This window comes from Dyella sp. (genome assembly GCF_036568765.1).
Classification (GTDB): Bacteria; Pseudomonadota; Gammaproteobacteria; order Xanthomonadales; family Rhodanobacteraceae; genus GSA-30.
The window spans coordinates 1-16,351 of record NZ_DATCRY010000305.1 but is presented as its reverse complement, the minus strand read 5'-3'; the positions used below and the strand labels follow the sequence as shown (position 1 = coordinate 16,351).

At 63.0% G+C, this 16,351-nt stretch carries 15 protein-coding genes and 1 pseudogene; 5 read left to right on the top strand and 11 right to left on the bottom strand.

Annotated elements, in window-relative coordinates:
* From VIM98_RS19165 to VIM98_RS19145, 5 genes and pseudogenes are all read right to left on the bottom strand, one after another.
* A pseudogene (locus VIM98_RS19165) lies at positions 1 to 369 on the bottom strand (phosphonate metabolism protein/1,5-bisphosphokinase (PRPP-forming) PhnN); the annotation flags it as partial.
* The gene (locus tag VIM98_RS19160; protein ID WP_331994703.1) at positions 366 to 1,025 is read right to left on the bottom strand and encodes a DUF1045 domain-containing protein; all 660 of its coding nucleotides are present in this window, start codon (positions 1,023 to 1,025) and stop codon (positions 366 to 368) included. The pseudogene VIM98_RS19165 and the gene VIM98_RS19160, both read right to left, overlap by 4 nt.
* Positions 1,026 to 1,561: 536 nt before the next feature.
* Positions 1,562 to 3,214: a YbaL family putative K(+) efflux transporter gene (ybaL, locus tag VIM98_RS19155; protein ID WP_331994702.1), complete on the bottom strand. Its 1,653-nt coding sequence runs from the start codon at positions 3,212 to 3,214 to the stop codon at positions 1,562 to 1,564.
* Between the two features lie 152 nt (positions 3,215 to 3,366).
* Positions 3,367 to 5,181, bottom strand: coding sequence for a DNA helicase RecQ (recQ, locus tag VIM98_RS19150; protein ID WP_331994701.1), 1,815 nt, complete (start codon positions 5,179 to 5,181; stop codon positions 3,367 to 3,369).
* Between the two features lie 56 nt (positions 5,182 to 5,237).
* Positions 5,238 to 5,579, bottom strand: a complete 342-nt coding sequence (locus VIM98_RS19145; RefSeq protein ID WP_331994700.1) for an MGMT family protein — start codon at positions 5,577 to 5,579, stop codon at positions 5,238 to 5,240.
* 101 nt (positions 5,580 to 5,680) lie between these two features.
* On the opposite strand from VIM98_RS19145, the gene VIM98_RS19140 reads away from it, so the two are divergent.
* Positions 5,681 to 6,085 (top strand): hypothetical protein, encoded by a 405-nt coding sequence (locus tag VIM98_RS19140; protein ID WP_331994699.1) that lies wholly within the window; start codon positions 5,681 to 5,683, stop codon positions 6,083 to 6,085.
* A gap of 155 nt (positions 6,086 to 6,240) precedes the next feature.
* Here the strand turns inward: VIM98_RS19140 and VIM98_RS19135 are convergent, their stop codons facing one another.
* Entirely contained in the window at positions 6,241 to 7,362 is a 1,122-nt protein-coding gene (locus tag VIM98_RS19135; RefSeq protein WP_331994698.1) for an inorganic phosphate transporter, read from the bottom strand.
* 63 nt (positions 7,363 to 7,425) lie between these two features.
* On the bottom strand, positions 7,426 to 8,055 hold the full coding sequence (locus tag VIM98_RS19130) for a pit accessory protein (protein ID WP_331994697.1): 630 nt from the start codon (positions 8,053 to 8,055) through the stop codon (positions 7,426 to 7,428).
* A gap of 150 nt (positions 8,056 to 8,205) precedes the next feature.
* On the opposite strand from VIM98_RS19130, the gene VIM98_RS19125 reads away from it, so the two are divergent.
* Positions 8,206 to 9,537 (top strand): hemolysin family protein, encoded by a 1,332-nt coding sequence (locus VIM98_RS19125; RefSeq protein ID WP_331994696.1) that lies wholly within the window; start codon positions 8,206 to 8,208, stop codon positions 9,535 to 9,537.
* Positions 9,538 to 9,556: 19 nt separating this feature from the next.
* Positions 9,557 to 10,198, top strand: a complete 642-nt coding sequence (locus VIM98_RS19120) for an exopolysaccharide biosynthesis protein (RefSeq protein ID WP_331994695.1) — start codon at positions 9,557 to 9,559, stop codon at positions 10,196 to 10,198.
* On the opposite strand, the gene VIM98_RS19115 is transcribed toward VIM98_RS19120, so the two are convergent.
* On the bottom strand, positions 10,195 to 10,947 hold the full coding sequence (locus VIM98_RS19115) for an RNA methyltransferase (RefSeq protein WP_331994694.1): 753 nt from the start codon (positions 10,945 to 10,947) through the stop codon (positions 10,195 to 10,197). The genes VIM98_RS19120 and VIM98_RS19115 overlap by 4 nt on opposite strands.
* Before the next feature lie 131 nt (positions 10,948 to 11,078).
* On the opposite strand from VIM98_RS19115, the gene VIM98_RS19110 reads away from it, so the two are divergent.
* Positions 11,079 to 11,882: an inositol monophosphatase family protein gene (locus VIM98_RS19110; RefSeq protein ID WP_331994693.1), complete on the top strand. Its 804-nt coding sequence runs from the start codon at positions 11,079 to 11,081 to the stop codon at positions 11,880 to 11,882.
* A gap of 277 nt (positions 11,883 to 12,159) precedes the next feature.
* On the opposite strand, the gene hda is transcribed toward VIM98_RS19110, so the two are convergent.
* The 3 genes from hda to VIM98_RS19095 form a co-directional block, all read right to left on the bottom strand.
* Positions 12,160 to 12,852, bottom strand: coding sequence for a DnaA regulatory inactivator Hda (gene hda / locus VIM98_RS19105; protein ID WP_331994692.1), 693 nt, complete (start codon positions 12,850 to 12,852; stop codon positions 12,160 to 12,162).
* The gene (locus tag VIM98_RS19100) at positions 12,849 to 14,021 is read right to left on the bottom strand and encodes an AI-2E family transporter (protein ID WP_331994704.1); all 1,173 of its coding nucleotides are present in this window, start codon (positions 14,019 to 14,021) and stop codon (positions 12,849 to 12,851) included. Before VIM98_RS19100 ends, hda begins: the two co-directional genes overlap by 4 nt.
* A gap of 107 nt (positions 14,022 to 14,128) precedes the next feature.
* Positions 14,129 to 15,130 (bottom strand): DUF2066 domain-containing protein, encoded by a 1,002-nt coding sequence (locus VIM98_RS19095; RefSeq protein ID WP_331994691.1) that lies wholly within the window; start codon positions 15,128 to 15,130, stop codon positions 14,129 to 14,131.
* 218 nt (positions 15,131 to 15,348) lie between these two features.
* On the opposite strand from VIM98_RS19095, the gene purM reads away from it, so the two are divergent.
* The coding region (gene purM, locus VIM98_RS19090) for a phosphoribosylformylglycinamidine cyclo-ligase (RefSeq protein WP_331994690.1) at positions 15,349 to 16,351 on the top strand (1,003 nt) is incomplete at its 3' end.

Below are 16,351 nucleotides of genomic sequence, written 5' to 3'. Positions count from 1 at the left end.
GGGACACGCCGTAATCACTACCGGCTGCAAATGCGGAAATCGGTGCTGGGCCAAAGCCAACGCACTGCATGAACCGTTGACCAATACATCCGCGCCGCGCTGCATCCAGTGTTCCACTTCGCGCCCGATCGCGTAGCGCCGTTCGCTTTGCGACCAGGTCAACACAAACAGACCACGCTGTTCCCGGGCAGCAAATTCCTCATCGCCAAGCAGTACATGTTGTTCCAGGCCAGCGGTCGTCAACCCGGTGGCGTACCGCTGCGCGCAGACCACGCCCAGAGGCACACCATGTTCACGCACCCAATTGAGCACGCTCAGCTTGCCCGCCCCCGCTGGGCCCATGACGTAATACAACTGTCCGCTTCTCACGCCGCTTCCTTGATCGTCAGGGGAATGTGCTCGATCTCTTCGAAATCGCCACCGGGATAGCGCTCGCGGCAGATCGTCAGCGCGTCGATGCGAGCGGTAGCGGTTTCCAGGCCCCGGGCGCGAAGCGCCGACAATAGCGCGCGCTCTTCGGAGGGCGACGCCGGCGCGGCGAGCGTCATATGGAAGCGATAGCGATCCAGCACATATGGATAACCATAGCGGCGCAACAGATCGCGCTCGACAGGATCCAGGCCGTGCGCACGCTGGCGCCGGTGCGCCTCGTCCAGAGGTGCGCACAGCGGCTGCAAGGCTTGCAAGCAAGTGGCCGCCAGCGCATCGATACGGCCGCTGGTGCCTGCCGGGCGCAGCGCCAGGAAACCAGCCAGCGAATCGAGCTGCAGCGGCATGTCGAAAGCATGCATGGTGTGCGCTATCGAACCCACCGCGCGATAGAGATCGCTGAGGGTGTAGCTCGCCATCAATTCGAACGGCGCGCGGATGGTCGCATGCCAACCATAGCGACGGGCATCGCGCAGAAGCTCGTCCAGCCGATCGGGCCCGATGCCGGTTACGCGCGCGTCGAGGTCGAGCCAGGCATGGCCGAAGTGCGCCAATTCTGTTTCGGCCTGCGGACAATAGTAGATCGCGTAGCGCATCCCCTGTCTCCGGAAAACGCGACCGCCCATACCACTGGCAGTTGCGCAGTGACGGCCCCTAATGAACCTCGCGCGATTTTCCACGCATACGCGTTACCGATTTAAGACGGATGTATACACACATAAATGACAATAGCGTTCCCAAAGCGCTCCATGAACAGCAGGCGGCCGGCCATCAAAACGTAACCCTTTACCGACAAACCGGTCACATGCGATTCGTAGAGTAAGAGGACTCTTGGACGAGTAAGAATAAGACGCTGTGCTAGCTCAATATATTTTCCCCTCAAAAAGCGGGCTTTTCCGTATCGTGCAACATGGTCGCCGTTGGCGCAGTTTGCATGGCGAGAGCGAACTGGGCCGCCATGAATCGGTCGAGGCAGCTATTAGGGCACTACGTAACGGCTGGCCACAGGCCCGGCTGCCGGAAGACCTCGGCGCGTGGCGTTACATGCCGGCATTGGCGTTGAAGCACACACGGGCATACGGGGCACCCGTATTGCGATGGCAGTCGGTGGGCTGAAAAGCTCTTACCGTACTTACGCCGGAGCAAGCTGCTCGATCATGACCCGTGCCAGTTCCGGCTCCATCTGCAACACCGCGTCGGCTCCCTGCGCCTGCAGATGAGCCAGGCACTCGGCCGAGTCGGCACGCGCGACGATCCGCAAACCAGGATTCAGGCGCCGTGCGACGTGAATGACCTCGCCGCTTTCGAAAGCGTCTGGCAAGGTGACGAACAAGGCCTTGGCACGCTCGAGTCCGGCGGCTTCAAGCACATCGTCGTGCGAAGCATTGCCGGCAAGCACCTCGATGCCACTGGCATGAAGAAGCTCCAGCCGGTCCTCGCCCTCTTCGAGGACGAGCAGCGGTTCGCCGCGCGCACGAATGCGCTCGCCCAATAACTGGCCGAGGCTACCGTATCCGGCGACGATCATATGCCCTTGGAGCAACGTAGGCACCAACGCCGGCGTTTCCGCTATGGCGTCAGTGGTGGCCGGTTCCGCCTGCTCACGCGCCGCCAGATACCGATCGAGCCACTTGAAGAGGAACGGATTGAGCAGGATCGAGATGATCGCCGCAGCCAGCAGCACGTCCTGCGCTTCACGGGTGACCATGTTCTGGCTGACGCCCAGGCCGATCAGGATGAAGGAGAACTCGCCGATCTGGGCCAGGCTGACCGCAAGCGTCAGTGCCGTGCGCAGAGGCTTGCGGAAAGCCAGCACGACGCCGAACGCCGCGGCGGACTTGCCGATCACGATGATGCCAAGCGCGGCCAGCACCGCCAACGGCTGATCGAACAGCACGCGGTAGTTGAACAGCATGCCGATCGAAACGAAGAACAGTACGGCGAACGCGTCGCGCAATGGCAGCGTCTCCTCCGCCGCATCGTGCGACAACTTGGACTCGGCCATCATCATGCCGGCAAAAAACGCACCCAGCTCGAACGAGACACCGAACAGCCCAGCCGCACCGAAGGCCACACCCAGAGCCACCGCCAGCACCGCGAGCCGGAACAGCTCCCGCGATCCCGAATGCGCTACCGTCTTGAGCAGCCAGGGGATCAAGCGCTTGCCCACCACCAGCATCAACACGATAAATAGCGCCACCTTGCCCAGCGTCAGGCCAACAGTCTTCAGCAAGACGAGCGGCGACAACGACTCGCCCTGACTGATGGCGCCACCGATCGCAGGAAGCAAGACCAGCGCCAGCACCATGGCCAGGTCTTCCACGATCAGCCAGCCTACGGCCAGCCGGCCACGACCGGTTTCCATCAAGTGCCGCTCACCCAACGCTCGTAGCAGTACTACGGTACTGGCAACCGACAAGGCCAGACCGAAGACGAAGCTCTGCGCGAACGGCCAATCCAGTGCCCAGCCGAGGATAAGGCCCATGACGGTGGCTGCGGCCATCTGGCCGAGCGCGCCGGGAATCGCGATCGCTTTGACGGCGAGCAGGTCTTTCAGGGAAAAATGCAGACCGACGCCGAACATCAGCAGCACCACGCCGACTTCGGCCAACTCGTGGGCAATCGCCCCATCGGCGACGAAGCCCGGCGTGAACGGCCCGGCGACGACGCCGGCAAAAAGATAGCCGGCCAGGATCGGCAGCTTCAGCCGATGTGCGATGGCGGCGAAGAGGAAGGCCAGCACGATGCCGCCGACCAAGGTGGGAATCAGGGCAGCGTCATGCATGGCAAAGGTCCTTGTCGCGAGAAGCAGCACCTGGTGTTGTAAACGGCCGGGCGCCTGGATACAAGCGGCGGGCTGAATCGGCGATTCAGGAGAGGCGCGGAAGATAGGCGTCCAGGATACCTGACTACCTTGTCGGCGCAGCTACATTGCAGTCAATCTGCCTGTGCGTTTATTACGGCAAGGAAATCCTTGCCGTAACGCTTGAGCTTGGCCTCGCCCACGCCGCTGATCGAGGCCATCTCTTCCTCGTTACCCGGCAGCGCGCGCAGCATACCCAGCAAGGTGGCGTCATGGAAAATTACGTAAGCAGGCACCCCATGCTGCTTGGCCAGTTGCGCACGCAAGGCGCGCAAGGCATCCCACATGGGCTGCTCATAGGCCTCGATGCCCAGGCTTCCGGTGACCAGCTTGCTGTCGGCTCGGCGACGCGAACGCCGCTCCAGGCGCACATCTTCGCGCAGCAGCACGCTGCGATTGCCGACCAGCACATCGCGGCTGCTGCGGGTCAAGCGCAAGGTACCGTAGCCCTCCGCATCGGCTTCGAGCAGGCCGGCGGCCAGCAGCTGTCGCAACACGGAGTTCCACTGCTTCGCATCCATATCCGCCCCGATGCCGAAGGTGCTCAGCTTATCGTGGCCCAGCTGGGTCATGCGTGGATTATCGACACCGCGCAGGATGTCGACGACATGGCCGGAACCATACCGCTGCCCGCTGCGGTACACGCACGAGAGCGCCTTCTGCGCGGGCACCGTGGCGTTCCAGGTCTTGGGGGGCTGGCGACAGTTGTCGCAATGACCGCAAGGGCCTGAATAGTTTTCGCCAAACGCACCGAGCAACAGTTCGCGCCGGCATTGCGTGGCTTCCGCGTAGGCGAGCAACGATTCGAGCTTCTGCCGCTCGACCCTTTTGCGGTCGTCGGCGGACTCGGACTGCGCAATCATCTGACTCATCGTGACTACGTCGACCAAGCCGTAGATCATCCAGGCTTCAGCTGGCAAACCGTCGCGGCCGGCGCGACCGGTCTCCTGGTAATAACCTTCCATGCTGCGGGGCAAATCCAGGTGCGCGACGAAGCGCACGTCGGGCTTGTCGATGCCCATGCCAAAAGCCACGGTCGCCACCATCACTACGCCATCCTCGCGCAGGAAGCGCTGCTGGTTCGCGCTGCGTGTAGCCGCTTCTAGCCCTGCGTGATAAGGCAGCGCAGCCACCCCTTCAGAAGCGAGCCACTCGGCAGTCTCCTCCACTTTGCGGCGACTGAGCGCATAGACGATGCCGGCCTCGCCGCGATGAGCTTCGAGAAATTCCAGCAGTTGCCGCTTGGCGTTCTGCCGCAGCGCAATGCTGTAGTGGATATTGGGTCGATCGAAGCTGGAGACAAACTGACGTGCGCCCTCCAGTGCCAGCCGCTCGACGATTTCGTCGCGTGTACGCTGATCGGCGGTCGCGGTGAGCGCAATGCGCGGCACATGCGCAAAGCGTTGATGCAGGATGGCCAGCTCACGGTATTCGGGGCGGAAATCGTGCCCCCATTGCGAGACGCAATGCGCCTCGTCGATGGCGAACAATGCAACCTCCGTGCGCTCGAGCAAACTGAGGAAGCGCGGCGTCAGCAAACGCTCCGGCGCGACATACAGCAGATTCAGTTCGCCGGCCAGCAGCTCGCGTTCGACCTCGCGCTGCGCCTCGGCGGTGAGGCTGGAGTTGAGATAAGCCGCCGCTACTCCGGCTTCGCGCAGGGCATCGACCTGATCCTGCATCAATGCGATCAAGGGCGAGACCACGATGCCGGTACCTTGCCGCAGCAGGGCGGGAATCTGATAGCACAGCGACTTGCCGCCGCCGGTCGGCATCAGCACCAGGGCATCGCCGCCCTCGGCCACTTGCTCGACGATCGCCTGCTGCTGACCGCGAAACTGCGAATAGCCGAAAACGCTTTGAAGAATATCGAGTGGGGAGGAAGCCATTGCTCGAATGCTAACAAACGCCGCGGACAGCACGTGAGTCAGGCCTTGCCGCAAGTTTACCCCTCACCCAACCCCCATAAGGCGCGGTCGATATCCGCATCCAATCCAAAACGCGACAATGGCACGCGACCGTTCTTCACTTCGATGCCTTCGGCGCGCAGCAGCCTGCTCTGTTCGCGAAATGCCCGACTTCCCGGCGGAAAGGCAATCTGCCCGCTGGAACGCAGCACGCGGAACCAGGGCAGTACCATACCCTCGGGTACCTCGCCCAGGAGCTTGCCGACCAGCCGAGCCCGCCCAGGCAGGCCGGCCCGCTGCGCAATGGCACCGTAACTGGCCACACGGCCGGGTGGGATGGCGGCGATGGCTGCAAACACGCGAGCATGGGCTTCATTCATGACTTCATATCGTAACGCTAACCCACACGCGACGAACTCATGGCACAGTCTCCAGGCGCGGCGCTCCCAGGCCGTGCTCACGCCCAAGCCGGATCATCGCCATGCGCCATTTCGAAGCGATACGTTCGTACATCGGCGGCCTGCATCAGCTCAGGCACAACGACCCCTACCTGGTCAGCTTCGACCTGACCCTGGCCGACGATCGGCACCAGGGTATCTACCTGGCCGAGCTGGAAGACGAGTCGGGACGCCGGTTCCTGCGCATTTCTACCCCGATCGGGCCGCTCGCGGGTACCGACGCCCGGCGCTGCCTGCGCTTCAACTGGGAGCAGCGGACAGGGTTTCTTGCCGTGACCGATCTGGACGGCTCACCCTACCTGCACCTGTGCGAGAACCGCCCGTACGAATTGCTGAACGCCGCCGAGCTCAGACGGGTCATCAGGGAGCTGGGAGTGCTCGGGGATCAGTTGGAACAGTGGGTCGCGGTAAATGGGGATGCGCTGTAGGTCGGGAGTGCTTTAGGGAGGAGTAGCGAGGGCGCAAGCCCGAGCGGGTACCTTGCATCGAAGCGCACACTAAATTGTCGACGTATTTGCCGGCCTGCTTCACGAGGCCGGTTCTGGCGCCCTCGCTACTCGCCCCTCGTCCCTAAAACCAACCCTCAGTGCACAAACGTGCCAGCCACCCGCACCAACCCATAGGCCAGCAGCGCCGTTACCGGCAACGTCAGGATCCACGCCCAGACCATCCGCTCCACCACCGACCAGCGAATGGCATTCCAGCGCTTGGCCGCGCCCACGCCCATGATCGACGCAGAGACATTGTGAGTGGTGGATACCGGAATGCCCAGGACCGAAGCCGTCAGGATCACCGCCGCCGAGCTGCCCTCGGCAGCAAAACCATTGATCGGATGGAGCTTGACCATCTTGTGACCCAGCGTCTTGATGATGCGCCAGCCGCCGCCGGCGGTACCGGCCGCCATCGTCAGCGCACAGACGATCTTCACCCAGACCGGTACGACGAAGCCGCCATGGGCATCGCCGTCGATACGCAGGAAGTGCAGCCAGACCGGCAGGTGATCGAACTGCCCCGCGGCCGTGGCACCGGCCAGAGCCAGCGCGATGATGCCCATGCTCTTCTGCGCGTCGTTCATGCCATGGGCCAGGCCCATGGCGCTAGCCGAGAAGATCTGCGCCTTGCCGAACAGACTGTTGACGAACGGCGTGCGACCGAAGCGGCGGAGGAAACCCCTGCGATTGGCAAACCAGGCCAGCACCGCGTACAGCGATCCCATCAACACGAAACCGATAACGAAGCCGAGCAGTGGCGAAATCACCATCGGCACGATCACTTTCGGTACGACGCCCTTGCCCGACCACCAGTGGGTACCGTCCTGGAACCAGATGATCGCCTGGAAATTATTGGCCGAGGCCGCGATCGCCGCACCCGCCAGGGCGCCGATGAGTGCGTGGCTGGAGCTGGACGGAAGTCCCCACCACCAAGTGATGAGGTTCCATATCGTCGCAGCCAGCAAGGCGCAGATGAGCAGGTGCGGCCCGACATCGACGATACCGGTATCGATCAGCCCGGAGGCGATGGTCACCGCTACGGCCGTGCCCCATAACGCACCGATCATGTTGGTGATGGCGGCCATCAGCACCGCCTGTCCGGGCGTGAGCACCTTGGTCGCCACCACGGTGGCGATGGAGTTGGCCGTATCGTGGAAGCCGTTGATGTAAGTAAAGGCCAGTGCAATCAGCACGACCACGAAGACCAGGCTCATGGGCGGGCTCCCGCATGGGCCGGGCGTCGCGAAGCGAAGGCAAGCATCGTATCGGCCTTTCCGTCAGGAGTTCTTCAGGACGATCGAATAGACGATGTTGCCGACATCGCGGCACTTATCGATGGCTTTTTCCAGCAGCTCGAACAGATCCTTGGCCAGCATGGCGCGCATTGCGTCGTTGCTTTCCACATAAAGCGTGCGGTACGGCGAGAGCAGCATCCGATCGCCCTCGGCCTCCAAGGTCTGCAGGCGATCCTGCAGCTTCTTTACCGGATCGATGCGCAAACCCTTGCGCAGCTCGCCAATCATTTCTTCGACCACGCCGGCGGCACGTTCCAGCACGAGGGTACGCGGGGCGAAATCGATATCTGCCAGACGCCCGGACACGATCTCGTAGCGTTCGGCGAACTTCTCGATAGTTTTGGGGATCTTGTACAGGGCCGAGTTGAGTGCTTCGATATCTTCGCGGTCGAGGGCGGTCACGAAGGTGTTGACCAGTTCCTCGCTGATTTGCCCGGCCAAGGCCTTCTCGCGGGCGCGATTGGCGGCGAAGGCGGTCATGACCGGCGCAGTGTCCTGGTGCGAGACCAGCGCGTGAAGGGCCTTGGCACTTTCCCGGACCGCTTCGGCGCTCTGTTCGAGCAGGCCATAGAACTTGTCGCCTTTGCCGAAGATGGTTTGCAGTGAAAACATGAGGGTACGGTCCGGAAAAAGGGAAAATATGACCTCTATGTTACAGGACCATCCCCACTGACCGCAGCCGTCCGGCCATCCGTGGCTTGTTAAGGCGCCCCCTCCTGGTTTTAAACTCCTCGATATGCCTTCGAAATCACAGCCGCCGCGATGCTGACCGAAATCGCGCTCGTCATCGTCCTCGCGCTGTGCAACGGCTTCTTCGCGCTCTCGGAAATGGCGCTGGTCGCCTCGCGCAAGAGTCGCCTGAAGCAGATGGCCAAGAGCAGCCGACGCGCCCGGGTGGCCCTGCGCCACGCCGAAGCGCCGGAGCATTTCCTGTCCACCGTCCAGGTCGGCATCACCTTTGTGATGCTGGTAACCGGCGCGCTGGCGGGCGATGCGCTGGGCGCTCATATTGCCGATGCCCTCCATGGCGGCAAGGCCGCCTGGCTGGAACCCTATGCCCGGATCATCGGCGTGGCGCTGAGCTTCGTGTTGATCTCGTTTATCCAGATCGTGATCGGCGAACTGGTACCCAAGCGCCTGGCCCTGGCCGCCCCCGAACGCGTCTCCGGCTATGTCGCCATGCCGATGCTGGTGCTGTCGCGTGCTACCGCCCCATTCGTCTGGTTGCTCAACGCCTCCAGCAGCCTGTTGCTGCGGTTACTGCGGGTCAGCGGCACCAGCCGCGAGGCGGCGACCGAAGAGGAGATCCGTCTGCTGGTGGCCGAAAGTGCCGAACAGGGCGTGCTCGATCGCGACGAGCACAACATGGTCAATCGCGTGCTGCGCCTGGGCGATCGCACAGTAGACAGCGTAATGACCCCACGCATGCGCATCGCCTGGCTGGATACCACCGCTACACCGGCGGAGAACGACGAGATCCTGCGCGATACACCTTATTCGCGCTACCCGGTATATCGCGGCGATGAAAGCGATATCGTCGGCGTGGTCGAGGTCAAGAACCTGCTGCGCAATTATCGCGGCGGCCATTCGGACATGTTCTCGCGCATGGCCAAGCCGCTGTTCGTGCCCGCTACCGCGCGCGCCCTGGATCTCCTGGAAGAGTTCCGCGACGCGGAGACGCCAATGGCGCTGGTCGTGGACGAGTACGGCGATATCGAAGGGCTGGTCACGCTCAACGACCTGCTCGCCGCCGTCGTCGGTGCCTCCCAGCTCGGCCATGGCCATGGGCACAAGCATGAGGAGCACCCGCCGATCGTCGCGCGCGGCGACGGTAGTTGGCTGGTCGACGGCTCGCTGTCCAGCGACGACCTGCGCGAATTGCTCAAGGTCGATCACCTGCCCGGCGAGCAGGAACATGAATACCGCACCGCTGCCGGCATGGTCATGGCAGCACTGGGGCATATCCCGCAGACCGGCGAGGTCTTCGCGTGGCAAGGCATCCGCTTCGAAGTGGTGGACCTGGACGGTGCCCGTATCGATAAGCTTTTGATCACCCTGCCGGCCCGTACCGACCCGGCCGAGGACGAGCAATAGGCAGCGTCCGGGCGTCCTCATGCGGCATTCAATGCTGGCCGGCGATGATCCGGTCATGGCCGACAAACCGCATGATCTGCGCACGACCGACCTGCTAGCCGCCGCCGTGGCTGCGCACGACGGCGAGACAATCCGTCTCGAGGAGCTCATGACGCAACTGCAGCACCGTGCGTTCGGCTTTCTGCTGCTGTTGGTCGCGATCCCGAATTTCATTCCCGTGCCGCTGGGCATGGGTGGCATTACTGGCACGCTGGCTGCCCTGCTCGGCTTGCAGATGTTGGTGGGTCTCGAACGTCCCTGGCTGCCGCGTTGGTTGAAGCAGCGCGCGCTCAAGCGCAGTTCGTTGCAGCATTTCCTCGAACGAATCGCGCCGATCACCCGCTGGTTGGAAAAGCTGTGCAAGCCGCGGCTGGAGCGACTCACTGCCCATCCGCTGACGATCGCCTCGGGACTGATGATGACCCTGCTCGGCGTGCTGTTGATATTGCCGATTCCGTTCACTAACTATGTCTTCGGCGTGATGCTGCTGGCCTTCGCACTGGCGTTGATCGAGCGCGATGGCGGCCTGCTGATCCTGGTCTGGATCGCGACCTTGTGCAGCGTTTCGGTTTCCTTCGGCGCGATGCGCTCGCTCTGGCAGTTGGTAGAGCGCTGGCTCTAGCGCTTGGCGTTAGCCAAGCCGGCCATGCGCTGCGCATCGGCCAGGATGCCATGCAGGATGCGCAATTCGCGCTCGTCCATCTGCGCGCGCTGGAACAGCTTGCGCAGGCGCAGCATGATGACGTTGGCCGAACGTCCCTTGTGGAACTCGATATCGTCCAGCGTCTGCGCCAGATGAGCGAAGAAGCGCTCCATTTTTTCCGCATCGGCCGGCGGTTCGGCATCTTCGCGCGGCGCCGGAGCCAGCGGCAAGTCGCCGAGCAGAGCCAGACGCAACTCGTAGGCCATGACCTGCACCGCCTGGGACAGGTTGAGCGAGCTGAAATCGTCCACGCTGGGAATGCGTACCATTGCGTGGCAGCGAGCCAGCTCGTCGTTCTCCAACCCGGTGCGCTCATTACCGAAGACCAGCGCCACCTGCTCGCCACGCGCGGCGGCGGCCAGCGCTCGCTCGGCGGCTTCGCGCGGAGTGAGTTCGGGAAGATCCACGCCACGGCGTCGCGCCGATAAACCCAGTGCCAGGCTGCAGCCCGCCAGACCACCGACCAGTTCGTCATGCACACCGGCACTCCCCATGACATCGTCGGCCCCGGCGGCCAGCGCCGCGGCGTCCGGGTGTGGAAACCGCTGCGGGGCGACCAGTGCCATCCGTGTCAGCCCCATGGTCCGCATCGCCCGGGCAGCGCTGCCAATATTGCCGGGATGGGAGGTGCGAACGAGAACGAAGCGGATCAGATCGGAGGGGGACATGGATACGGACACAGTGTGGGAACGCCGGAGGAGCCCTTAAGGATAGAGGATGGCCGGGGCCGTCTCACGGACTTTGCCGCAACCTGCTAGAATGCTCGACCGTAGCCCCGTTCTTTTGAAAGCCTGAAGCCATGCCCAGACCCGCCGTTAACGTCGCGGTGCGCGCCGCTCGCGCCGCTGGAAACGTGATCTTGCGCTATATGAACCGCATCGACGGCTTGAACGTCGTCGAGAAGCAGCGGATGGACTTCGCTTCCGAGGTCGATCGCATGGCCGAAGCCGAGATCGTCAAGGAACTGCGTCGCGCCTACCCCACGCACGCCATCCTCGCCGAGGAAGGCGGTGCCGTCGGCAAAGGACCGCTGGTATGGGTGATCGATCCACTCGATGGCACGCATAACTACTTGCGCGGCATTCCGCATTTCTCTGTCTCCATCGCCCTGCTCGACCGCGGCGAACCGGTCTATGGCGTGGTATTCGACCCCTTGCGGGACGAGCTGTTCACCGCCAGCAAGGGCGATGGCGCCTATCTCAACGACCGCCGTATACGTGTAAGCAAGCGCGAAAACCTCGGCGGCGCAATGATCGCCACCGGTTTTCCGTATCGCCAGCGCGAGCACCTGGGGCCGCAGCTGGATATCACACGCGCCATGCTCGGCCAGGCCGAAGACCTGCGTCGGTCCGGCTCGGCCGCACTGGATCTGGCCTATGTGGCGGCGGCTCGCTACGACGGTTATTTCGAGATCGGTCTGAAGCCCTGGGATATGGCGGCCGGCGTGCTGCTGGTGCGCGAAGCCGGTGGACGCTACTGCGATTTCGCCGGCCGCGACGGTATTCCGGAGAGCGGCAATATTGTCGCTGCGAATTTGCATGTGGCGCAGGGCATGATCGATGTGATGGCCCAGCAGGCGACTCCTGCGTTGTTGAAGGCTTAAAAGTCAAAAGCCCCCTTCACCCCAACCCTCTCCCCCGGCAAGCCAGGGGAGAGGGAGCCGGCTGCGGCGAATCTCGGTGTTTCGCACTTGCGTAACTTGATCCCTCCCTGGTTTACAGGGGAGGATCGGCGCGGGGTAAGTACTTGTCTCCGTTTTTCAAGGCTGACAAAGAGCCCGCAGCTTCCCGCAAGAGCTCGACCTCTGCAAGACAGTTGCTCTCCCCTGGCTTCGCCGGGGAAGAAGGTTGGGGTGAGGGAGGCTCGCGCAGCGAGCCGCTTCACTGCTCCTTCAACACCGACCGCAAGAACGGCACTGTCACCTTTCGCCGCGCCGCCAACGATGCCTGATCGAGTTTGTCGAACAGCTCGATCAAACCGCCAAGATCGCGCGCATAACGAGCGAACAACCAATCGAGCACGGTGTCGTCCAGATCGATACCACGATCGGCTGCATGCTTTTTCAGCACAGTGCGCCGCTCTGCATCGTCCAGGGGCTTGAGCGAAACCTGCTGGCAGGCGCCCAGACGCGAACGCAGATCGGGAAGCCCCAGGCCTACCGCAGTGGGTGTCGCATCCGCACCGAACAGCAAGACCGCGCCTTCGGCACGCGATTGGTTGTACACGTCGAATAACGCATGCTCCGCGTCGCGGTTGCCGGCAATGGCCGACAGGTCGTCAAAGGCCAGCAAGTCGCCGCCGGCAACGCCGCGAATCGCCGCCGCCGCATCGGGCAGCTTTGCCAATGGCAGATATTGCACGACGCAGCCACGTTCGTTCGCCACCTGGCAGGCAGCCATCAACAAATGACTCTTGCCGCTGCCTGAAGGACCGTTGAGATATAACCAGGCGGCATCCGCCCCCTTCGCCACGGCCTCTATCGCAGCAAGCGCCGCGGCATTAGCGCCAGCATGAAAATGTTCGAAACGCTGGCGGCGCGGCCAACGCAGGGCGAGCGGCAACTGCGGAATCATGACGAGGACTTGTCCCTGTCATCCTTGACAATCTTGGTATCGGTTTCGAGGTCGCCGCCTTGTGTTTCGACCATGATGTCGACTTCGGCAATCACGGGATCCTGTTCGCCTTCGATCGTATAGAGCTCGCTCTGTCGATAGCGTTCGCCCAGATAACGCAGCAGCACCATGATCACCGAAGCGGCAGGCAACGCCAGCAGCACACCGAGGAAGCCGAATAGATAGCCACCCGCCAGCACGGCAAAGATCACCGCCACCGGATGCAGGCCGATCTTCTCGCCCACCAGACGCGGCACCAGCACATAGCCTTCCAGCAACTGTCCGACGACGAAGATACCGACCACGATCAGCAAGTGCGTCCAATCGCCATACTGCACCAGCACAGCGATCACGGCCGAGCCGAAGCCGACCATGAACCCCAGGTAGGGCACGAAGCTGAGCAGCCCGGCGACCATGCCGATCAACGGTCCGACCGAAAGCCCGGCGACACCCAGCGACGCGCCGTAGAAGATGCCCAATGCCAGCATCACCAGCAGCTGACCGCGCACGAACGCACCGAGCACGTGGTCCGACTCGCGGGCCAGGTAGGCTACGGTGGGCTGGATCGAGCGCGGCAGCATCTGGTCGATCCAGGAGGTCAGGCGATCCCAGTCGCGCAGCAGATAGAACGCCACCACCGGGATCAGCACCAGATTGGTCAACCACATCACCACGCCAACGCTCGATCGGGAAATCTTGCCCAGCACCGTAGAGGCGAAGCCGCCGATCGAATCGAAATGCTCCTTGATCGTCTGCACCAACCGATCGGTATCGAACACCCCGGGATCGAGCCGCAATTTATGCTGGATCCAGGGCAAGGCCGTGTCGCGCACCCATTCGACATAGCGCGGCAGGTTCTGCACCAGGTTATCGATCTGGCGCGAGATCAGTGGAATCAGCAGCAGCAACGCGCCAACGGTAAGCAGCACGAGAATCAGGAAAACGATGGTCACCGCCAACGTACGACCGAGCCCCAGACGCTCCAGCCGATCGGCCAGCGGATCGCCGAGATAGGCCAGCATCGCCGCCACGGCAAACGGCATAAGCACCGGCGCAAGCAGCCACAGCAAGTAGCCGATCACTGCCACGATGGCCAGGATCTGCCAGCGGCGCGAAACATCCTGATTCATGGGCGTATGGGTCGTCACTCGATGTCCTTGCGTGAGAAAACGGTGGCGCGCCAGCGCTCAGGGCGCCCATGGCGCCCTGAGACCATGGCATTGCCCATCATAGGGGCTTAGTGCAGCCAACGCAGGCTGGCGTCGGCGCCTTCATGATCCTTGTCCTGCAACAGCCGCCCCCCTGCCGCCAGATTGGCCGAAAGCGCATCCAGCGGCAAACCGACCTTGACCGCGAACAGCATGCCATCGCCCTGTGCGCTCAGCGTTGTGACCTGCCGCACCATCGGATCGGCGCGCAGTACCGAGAGCAGGTTGGCGTAATCCATCGCCGATTTGATGCCGCCTACCCATAGCTTGCCGTCGATATTGGCTGTGCCAATCAGGTTGAGCTGCTTGCTCAGGCGGTCCGCAAGATTGTTTCCGGCGTCCGTTTGCATCGCATTGGCATCGGCACCGGTCGTGCTCCAGCGCTGCTGTGGGCCACCGGAAACCAGGTTCCAATCGGCACTGTTGCCGTTGCCGTGCACCTGGCCCACCAACATCAGACCGGTGCGGTATTGCTTGGCCAAGGCCATGACTTCTTCTGCATCGACGCTCGAAACGGTCGGGGTATCGCCAACCTTTTCCGGATCGGCAATCACAACGCCGAAGCCGCGCGCGGCGACCGCCTGGCCCAATGCGTTGAGCTGATCCTTGTTCAATACGTGGTTGTCGTCGCCGCGCACCACCAGCAGCACCGGCGGTTTCACGCCCGCACTGGCTACGCCCAACTGGGAAATTGCCCGTTGTACCGCGGCCTGGTCGAAAGTGACCGAAAGGCTCAAGCCGGTCGCCACCCCGGGGGCATTCCGCTGGTAGCGGTACTGCTGAACCAGGCCCGGCGCACCCTTGATTACATCGCCGTAGCCAGAGCGCCCCCGCAGATCCTGCCCGCCACTCACCCGCGCCAATACCTGGGTCAGCGCCTCGCCAAATGCCTCGTCGCGCACCGGCTCGGTGGTGTCTTTGACCGGCACGATCACGTTATAGGGCGACACCTGGTTCTGTGCATGGGCGACCGCCAGCAACATACACAAGCTGAGGCAGAAACCGGCGAGAAGCTGGCGGGTGAGACGCATGGGGCTCGTCCAGGGGGAGGAAACGACAGGAGTCTGCCGAATCCTGGGGCAGCCGTCCATTCGGAAGAAGAAGTCAGTGGCGCGGAATGAGGCTCAAGCGGCCGGCAGCCAAGCGCTTACTTGCCCCTCTCTTCTCTCCACTTACCACCTCCCGTAAAAGCGCCTTCCTCCGCCATCTGCTAACATCACACGTTTCCCACGCCTCGCCGGGTCACCCCATGTCCGACGCCCTCACCTATCGCGCCGCCGGCGTCGATATCGACGCAGGCAACGCCGTCGTCGAACGTATCAAGCCGCTGGTCAAGCGCACCTTCCGTCCCGAAGTCATGGGCGGGCTAGGCGGTTTTGGCGGGCTGTTCGACCTGGCTGGCCGCTACAAGGAGCCGGTGCTGGTCTCCGGCACGGACGGCGTGGGCACCAAGCTGAAGCTGGCTCAGCAGTTGGGTCGCCACGACAGTATCGGCATCGACCTGGTCGGCATGTGCGTCAACGATGTGCTGGTGCAGGGCGCCGAACCGTTGTTCTTCCTGGATTATTTCGCCACCGGCAAGCTGGACGTGGATACCACGGTCGCCGTGGTCGGCGGCATCGCCAAGGGTTGCGAACTGGCCGGCTGCGCGCTGATCGGCGGCGAGACCGCCGAAATGCCCGATATGTACCCGCCGGGCGAATACGACCTGGCCGGCTTTACCGTCGGCGCGGTAGAAAAATCCAAACTGCTCAGCGGCGAGTCGATCGTTGCCGGCGACATTATCCTGGGCGTCGCTTCCAGCGGCCCGCATTCGAATGGCTATTCGCTGGTGCGCAAGATCCTCGAACGCGCAGGCAATCCGTTCGACCTGGATCTGGGTGGCGTCAAGCTGGCCGACGCGCTGATGGCGCCGACCACGATCTACGTCAAGCCGATGCTGGAACTGCTGCAAGCCGCGCCGGTGCACGGCATGGCGCACATCACTGGCGGCGGTCTGAAGGAAAACATCATCCGCGTCGTGCCCGATGGTCTTGGCCTGCAGCTCGATGCATCGGCGATCGTGTTGCCGCCGGTGTTCGACTGGCTGATGCGCGAGGGCAACGTGGCACGCGAAGAAATGTGGCGCACCTTCAACTGCGGTGTCGGCTTCACGGTGATCCTGCCGGCAACTGCGGTCGGTGCTGCCAGCGAACTGCTGAAGAAGCACGGCCTGGCCAGCGCGGTGATTGGCGAAGTCGTCGCTGCCGGCG

What these genes read in the sequence shown, in the direction of transcription:
- VIM98_RS19160 (WP_331994703.1), bottom strand. Translation starts at nt 1,025, where the DNA reads ATGCGCTACGCGATCTACTATTGTCCGCAGGCCGAAACAGAATTGGCG.
- ybaL (WP_331994702.1), bottom strand. Translation starts at nt 3,214, where the DNA reads ATGCATGACGCTGCCCTGATTCCCACCTTGGTCGGCGGCATCGTGCTG.
- recQ (WP_331994701.1), bottom strand. Translation starts at nt 5,181, where the DNA reads ATGGCTTCCTCCCCACTCGATATTCTTCAAAGCGTTTTCGGCTATTCG.
- VIM98_RS19145 (WP_331994700.1), bottom strand. Translation starts at nt 5,579, where the DNA reads ATGAATGAAGCCCATGCTCGCGTGTTTGCAGCCATCGCCGCCATCCCA.
- VIM98_RS19140 (WP_331994699.1), top strand. Translation starts at nt 5,681, where the DNA reads ATGCGCCATTTCGAAGCGATACGTTCGTACATCGGCGGCCTGCATCAG.
- VIM98_RS19135 (WP_331994698.1), bottom strand. Translation starts at nt 7,362, where the DNA reads ATGAGCCTGGTCTTCGTGGTCGTGCTGATTGCACTGGCCTTTACTTAC.
- VIM98_RS19130 (WP_331994697.1), bottom strand. Translation starts at nt 8,055, where the DNA reads ATGTTTTCACTGCAAACCATCTTCGGCAAAGGCGACAAGTTCTATGGC.
- VIM98_RS19125 (WP_331994696.1), top strand. Translation starts at nt 8,206, where the DNA reads ATGCTGACCGAAATCGCGCTCGTCATCGTCCTCGCGCTGTGCAACGGC.
- VIM98_RS19120 (WP_331994695.1), top strand. Translation starts at nt 9,557, where the DNA reads ATGCGGCATTCAATGCTGGCCGGCGATGATCCGGTCATGGCCGACAAA.
- VIM98_RS19115 (WP_331994694.1), bottom strand. Translation starts at nt 10,947, where the DNA reads ATGTCCCCCTCCGATCTGATCCGCTTCGTTCTCGTTCGCACCTCCCAT.
- VIM98_RS19110 (WP_331994693.1), top strand. Translation starts at nt 11,079, where the DNA reads ATGCCCAGACCCGCCGTTAACGTCGCGGTGCGCGCCGCTCGCGCCGCT.
- hda (WP_331994692.1), bottom strand. Translation starts at nt 12,852, where the DNA reads ATGATTCCGCAGTTGCCGCTCGCCCTGCGTTGGCCGCGCCGCCAGCGT.
- VIM98_RS19100 (WP_331994704.1), bottom strand. Translation starts at nt 14,021, where the DNA reads ATGAATCAGGATGTTTCGCGCCGCTGGCAGATCCTGGCCATCGTGGCA.
- VIM98_RS19095 (WP_331994691.1), bottom strand. Translation starts at nt 15,130, where the DNA reads ATGCGTCTCACCCGCCAGCTTCTCGCCGGTTTCTGCCTCAGCTTGTGT.